This window comes from Pseudomonadota bacterium, from assembly GCA_039714795.1.
In the GTDB taxonomy this organism is placed as follows: domain Bacteria; phylum Pseudomonadota; class Alphaproteobacteria; order JAGOMX01; family JAGOMX01; genus JBDLIP01.
Genome location: JBDLIP010000115.1, coordinates 1 through 5,462, shown reverse-complemented (window position 1 = coordinate 5,462; position 5,462 = coordinate 1). Strand labels below are relative to the sequence as shown.

Annotated in this window: 7 protein-coding genes; 6 read left to right on the top strand and 1 reads right to left on the bottom strand. The window is 39.2% G+C overall.

Going from position 1 to position 5,462, the window contains the following annotated elements; translation table 11 throughout:
- Positions 1-180, top strand: a 180-nt coding sequence (locus tag ABFQ95_07435; GenBank protein MEN8237352.1) for a hypothetical protein, incomplete at its 5' end; no start/stop codon positions are given.
- 317 nt (positions 181-497) lie between these two features.
- On the opposite strand, the gene ABFQ95_07430 is transcribed toward ABFQ95_07435, so the two are convergent.
- On the bottom strand, positions 498-1,808 hold the full coding sequence (locus tag ABFQ95_07430) for a phosphotransferase (protein ID MEN8237351.1): 1,311 nt from the start codon (positions 1,806-1,808) through the stop codon (positions 498-500).
- 256 nt (positions 1,809-2,064) lie between these two features.
- On the opposite strand from ABFQ95_07430, the gene ABFQ95_07425 reads away from it, so the two are divergent.
- The 5 genes from ABFQ95_07425 (at position 2,065) to ABFQ95_07405 (ending at position 5,403) form a co-directional block, all read left to right on the top strand.
- A complete protein-coding gene (locus ABFQ95_07425) occupies positions 2,065-3,108 on the top strand; it encodes a serine hydrolase domain-containing protein (protein ID MEN8237350.1) in 1,044 nt (347 codons plus the stop codon).
- Between the two features lie 172 nt (positions 3,109-3,280).
- On the top strand, positions 3,281-3,739 hold the full coding sequence (locus tag ABFQ95_07420) for an NUDIX hydrolase (GenBank protein MEN8237349.1): 459 nt from the start codon (positions 3,281-3,283) through the stop codon (positions 3,737-3,739).
- Positions 3,726-4,250 (top strand): histidine phosphatase family protein, encoded by a 525-nt coding sequence (locus tag ABFQ95_07415; GenBank protein MEN8237348.1) that lies wholly within the window; start codon positions 3,726-3,728, stop codon positions 4,248-4,250. The genes ABFQ95_07420 and ABFQ95_07415 overlap by 14 nt, the downstream gene beginning before the upstream one ends.
- A 474-nt stretch (positions 4,251-4,724) precedes the next feature.
- Positions 4,725-5,111 (top strand): DUF4279 domain-containing protein, encoded by a 387-nt coding sequence (locus ABFQ95_07410; GenBank protein MEN8237347.1) that lies wholly within the window; start codon positions 4,725-4,727, stop codon positions 5,109-5,111.
- 160 nt (positions 5,112-5,271) lie between these two features.
- Entirely contained in the window at positions 5,272-5,403 is a 132-nt protein-coding gene (locus ABFQ95_07405) for a hypothetical protein (GenBank protein ID MEN8237346.1), read from the top strand.
- Positions 5,404-5,462: the final 59 nt, after the last annotated feature.

Here is a 5,462-nt window from a genome sequence, read left to right as displayed (position 1 = left end):
ACTCCGAATGTTTTCAACGCTAAGCTTGATAGATTACTGGATCTCCACTGCCTACAATCTGCTACTGGTACTTTTGGAGGCGTTTCACACAAAACCCCACATAAAATATGCCCTCGTATTGTGAGTTTTTATCAATCAACGCTTGGTAATGTTCACGTCTGTTTGCATTTGTTATCATGATGTTCGCAATTCAAGTTAAAGCATCAGTTATGCTCTAAGACATAGCACAGCTTGTAGCTGGCTTGCCGCCGAAATTCAGGCGTTGATTTTTTTTATTTGTGTTTGGGTTCAGTTCAGTAATGCCCTAGATTGAAGTGATTTTTCCACTGAGTCATAGTTCTCTGTTCGCAAACAGCGAACGATTGTGATACGCCGTTATGTCATCGCCAGCTCAATATGTTGAATTATTACTGCTGCATCACTTTAGTCTTGGGGCGAGCCTGGAACTTTCCCATATCGATATGAGGTTAGTCAAAAAACGGCAGAACTTATAACGGTTATTCAAATGCAGGATATACTCCCAAAGCCTTAGCATCAGGCCAGCGTTTTTGTATTCTATCTAAAAGTTGCTGCGCCAGTTGTCTTAGGTGTGGTAGCACAGCTGGTTCTTCAGTCACTGCGACAAAGGCTTGCAGACGTGATATGAGGCGAGGTCTCATAAAATTATCCTCCGGCTTCCATAAGTGACCTCCAGGTAGCACCACAGGAGATTCTCCAATCTTTTCCTGCTCCCAAACATCTTCCGACTCCATTTCAAGGATGGTAAATAGCGACCAATACGCACATGCATTTGTGTAGGCTACATTATACTCTGCATCATTATCTGCAGCTGGTATTGTTTGCCTAAGCTGGTCCCGATAAATGGTTTCTAACTGCGCTATTAGTTCATCTGGAATAGCCTTGGCACACCAGCCTGTTGGCATGCTCATTCGCAAGTAGACACCATCCAGCAAAGCATTTCCCACACTTGCCAGCTCAAAATCGATAAGCCGCAATTCACCTTTTTCTGCATTGTCAAAAACATTATCTGGGCAAAGATCTCCATGTGTTAAGACCGTAAAAGGTCCCAGTTCGATCATCGATTCGATAACCATTACAATCTCATCCTTTAGCTCTGTCGTTAAAGCCAAACCAAGTTTTTCAAGAACTGAATATACAGCAGGCAATGCATTTTTAATTTCTAAGACTATATCGTTTTCAAAGTGGATATTATTCTCATTAATTAAATTTAACATGTCACAATATCTGTCGGTTTTCCGAAAACTTGAAGCATGGAAACTTCCCAGTGCTTTCATATAACGTTGCAAAGATTCAATTGCCTTTTGCTCACCGGGAAGTGTTAGAGAGTCAACTAAACTGACGTGTATCTCTCCTAGATCCTCAATAAGCACAAACTTATTCTCTTTCGATCCTCCATAAAGCTGAGGGACGCTATGAAACGCGTTCGGAACGCCGCTTAAAAATTCAAGCACAGCCCATTCCCTTGCAAATCGTGCAAATGCCCCTTTATTATCTTCATCTGACTCTTTGGGTAACGATTGCTTGAAAATAACGTTTTTAGGGACTTCTGGTGAGGAACCTTCGAGGGTTATTCTAACTAGGGAGTTGCGACGATCTGGATCGCTTAAAAAAGTGTAAGAGTTGATTTTGATTACTGTCTCAAAGCGCTTTTTAAGAATTTCGGCGACTTCACACAAAATTATTGTATTTAGTTGTCTCTCGTCTTGCAGATTCTCTGGAGCGCTATCAGTAGCAAACGTAGGGTGCAAACATAAATAAATCACACCAATTAAAAATAATTTTTTCATTGTATTAATCATCAAAAACCCTAACTTTTTCTTGAAATAACGCCTAATGATATAACAAAGATGCCTGGCAGTCTATGGAAAACAATCAAATTAGATTAACGTTATGAACTTCATAGTTTTACAAGCAAACTTAGTTAACCCTTAGAATTGATTTGATTATTCGCTCAACAAGAACTACGTTTATATATGTAAGAGCATGCGAACTCATTAATAGCTTTTTAAAAGGAGTAATAATATGAAACTTATTTCCAGGACTTTGAATTTCAATGTTGGTTTAGCCCTGCTACTTGCAATTGTACTGACTGCTCCAAGCCTATCAGCAAGCTTGGAAAACATTGTGAAAAAATACGATGAAAAATTTAAAACATTCAATCGGGAGCAGGGGCCTGGTATTGCCTTCATGGTGATCAAAGATGGAAAAATCATTCATCAAAAAGGCTATGGCTATGCTGATATTGAACAAAAGCTTCCCATCACTACGGATACATTGTTTGATTTAGCATCCGTTTCTAAGCAGTTCACTGCCATGGCCATTGCAATACTAGAGGAGCAGGGGGAAATTGATACCAACCAATCCATCAGAGTTTATCTGCCTGATTTGCCTGAGTACACTCAATCAGTCAAGGTTAAACATCTGATTCACCATAGATCTGGGTTATCAGAATATACCAATACTCTTTTTGATGAAAAAGGCAGGCAACATATCTGCAATGATGACATTATTGAATACATTAAAACAAAAACCAGTCTGCAATTTCCACCTAACTCTCGCTTCACCTACTGCAATAGCAATTACGCATTGTTGGCGTCTATTGTTGCCAAAGTCTCAGGTATGCCGTTTGAACAATTTATAAAAAAAGCAATCTTTTTCCCTCTTGATATGAAAGCTTCGACTGTATTAAGCACCGCCACTACCAAAGAGAAAGCAAATTTAGCAACGGGCTATGAACAGTGGCCATTTTTTGAGAAATGCAAAACGCTCCTTGTAGACCAAACAGCCGGTGATGGTCAAATTGCTACCTCGCTAAAAGATTTCTATCAGTGGATTGTCGGCATCGAGGAGTCGAAGTTAGTTAGCGCCAAAACAGTGGAAAAGATATTTACCTCCACAGGAAGCCAACCAAAAGCATCATCGGGTTATGGCTACGGCTGGGGCCTTCGAGAGGTAAATGGTCATAAGGTTGTAAGGCACACTGGTGGTTGGAGAGGAACCTCAACCTATGTAGCTGGGAATCGTGAGCAAAAACTTTGGGTCGTTGCGTTTTCCAATTACGAATACGGTCTCTCTGTTTATGGATGACATGTTTGCCGATTTGTTAAAAGAAACAACGAGTTGATAGTATCCTGTGTAGATGAAAGATGAATAGCTAAGCTATGATGCTTACGTGCATGAACTTTATTATTGTGGCGGGGTTAGCAATATTGACGAATAATGGCGCAATGGATGCGCCTAGAGGTAAGGTATATTTATTATGAGTGAAGTAGCTATATATAAAGAAATTCCAAAGTGGTTTGAATCTCAGGTTTCTGTAGCAATAGGATGGATTAAATGTGGTGATGAGTTTCTTTTTTTACAAAGAAGTTCAAAATCAAGAGACCCCTTTGTTTGGGCTGTGCCTGGTGGCAAAGTCGAGCAAGATGAAACACCACTTCAAGGAATGGTCCGAGAGATGCAAGAAGAAACATCATTAAATCTCCAGGCAGAATTGATAAAAGACTTGGGGGCATTTTATGTAAAAACCCCCGAGTGGCGGTACACCTACCACATGTTTTTTATTGAATTTCAAAAAAAGCCTCAAGTTGTTATTACTCCTGAACATCATGATTTTAAATGGATGACTTTATCAGACTGTCAAAAAATGCCTTTGATGGTAGGGCAACAAGAAACAATTCAAGAATTTAATTTAAGGATAGCCCATGAGGGATGCTAAAGAATTTTATTTTATTCGCCACGGGCAAACAGATCACCATTATGACGATCCTCATATTTCCCTAAATAAAAATGGTATTAGGCAGGCTTATGATGCTAAAAATTTAGTTTCTGCGCTACATTTGGGGGCCGTTTGTCACAGCCCTTTAACACGAGCCGTAGAAACAAAAAATATTTTATTCGAACATTCATACCTTTCTCAGTATGAACTGGACGATCTAGAAGAATGTACGGCATCTGTATGGCAAACTATGACGGACGGCGCGAATTTTACATGCCCGGATGCCAAAAATTTTATCCAACAAACAGTCAAAGGTATAAACTCAGCTCTTTCTAAGCCTGGACCTGTTCTTGTGGTTGCACATGGGGGAATCCACTACGCTTTTTGCAAACACCACAAAATACAAAACCATTCATGGATGCTTGATAATTGCGCTTTGATTCGATTTAATCTTGCTGGCAATCAGTGGAGTGCTACTGCTCTTGGGCATAAAACCAACGCTACAAATTGAATTAGGAATGGAAGCGGAACAACTTCCAATTTTGAAAACTGATGCGTTGTGATAGGATCTTTTTCCCCAAAGGAAACCTCACCTACAAAACTGGATATTGTTTCGCTTACATTCCTAAGCTTTTTATTTTATCCTAGTATCAAAGTTGCAAGGATATGGTTCAAATGCATAACTCAAAAGATGAAGATGATACTGAAAGACATTTTATATCTCTATGTGGGATTGGAAAATACCCTCGCCTTTAGGCGAATACTTGAGTATTTCGTTTCCCCGAATAACAAACTACAAAAGTGTTGGAGTCGTGTATGGGCGCGAGGATATTTTGCTGTTACGGTCATAAATTTGAATGAGAGGCAAATTCAAGATTACATAGAAAATCAAGAAGCACACCATAAACAAGATAACTTCAATATTTCATCACACTGAATCTGCTTTGCAAGCGTGATTCAAACTACCGCCTTTAGGCGGTAGTGATTGATAATTTCAGTCAATTTATATGGCGACTCTGTCCCACTTGATAGGGTTGAGTCTATTTTAGGACTGAAAGCAGACATCATTGGTAAAAAGGGTGAGCATATAAAGAACAATCCAAAATATGCAAAATATAAAACGAGCACCTGGTGTTCAAAAAACTTTAATTCTGAAGAAAAAGGGGGAATACATAAATTACTAGAAAACATTTGTGATAAAATGAGAAAAAACAAATCACAAATCAAGGCTTTGATGAATTTAGAAGATATTCGTGGAAAGGTTTACATTTCCATGAGTATGTACCCGACACATGGTAGGGAGGAGATAAGTTTTGAGCAATTGGCAATTTTGGCAGAATTGAAATTTAATCTTTGTTTAGACGTTCTTTAGCACTCAACCTTGGTGTAGTCCACCAGCCTTGAGTCTCCAGTCAGTGTTCTGTTGGCCTCCATTTATCCCCTATCTATTTCCGTTTCGTAATTTGACACACCTCAGCTACAATAACACTATTCCCGCATATTTTCGCAATGGCCAAAGAGAAAAACGTATCATGAAAGTGCTAAAAATTACTCCTTACAATGATGAATGGCCTTCTCTGTTTACACAAGAAGAGCTGGACCTGAAAGAACTTATGGGATCTAACTTAACCCAAGTTCAACGGCCTGAGCCCCTAAAACCCTAAAAACCCCCTTATTTCGAAAAAAGATTTCCTATAATACAAGATGTTAATGTTTCAGATGT

Bases quoted from the DNA above. Each gene is read 5' to 3' on its own strand.
- ABFQ95_07415 (MEN8237348.1), top strand. From the start codon at position 3,726: ATGAGGGATGCTAAAGAATTTTATTTTATTCGCCACGGGCAAACAGAT.
- ABFQ95_07405 (MEN8237346.1), top strand. From the start codon at position 5,272: ATGAAAGTGCTAAAAATTACTCCTTACAATGATGAATGGCCTTCTCTG.
- ABFQ95_07430 (MEN8237351.1), bottom strand. From the start codon at position 1,808: ATGAAAAAATTATTTTTAATTGGTGTGATTTATTTATGTTTGCACCCT.
- ABFQ95_07420 (MEN8237349.1), top strand. From the start codon at position 3,281: ATGAGTGAAGTAGCTATATATAAAGAAATTCCAAAGTGGTTTGAATCT.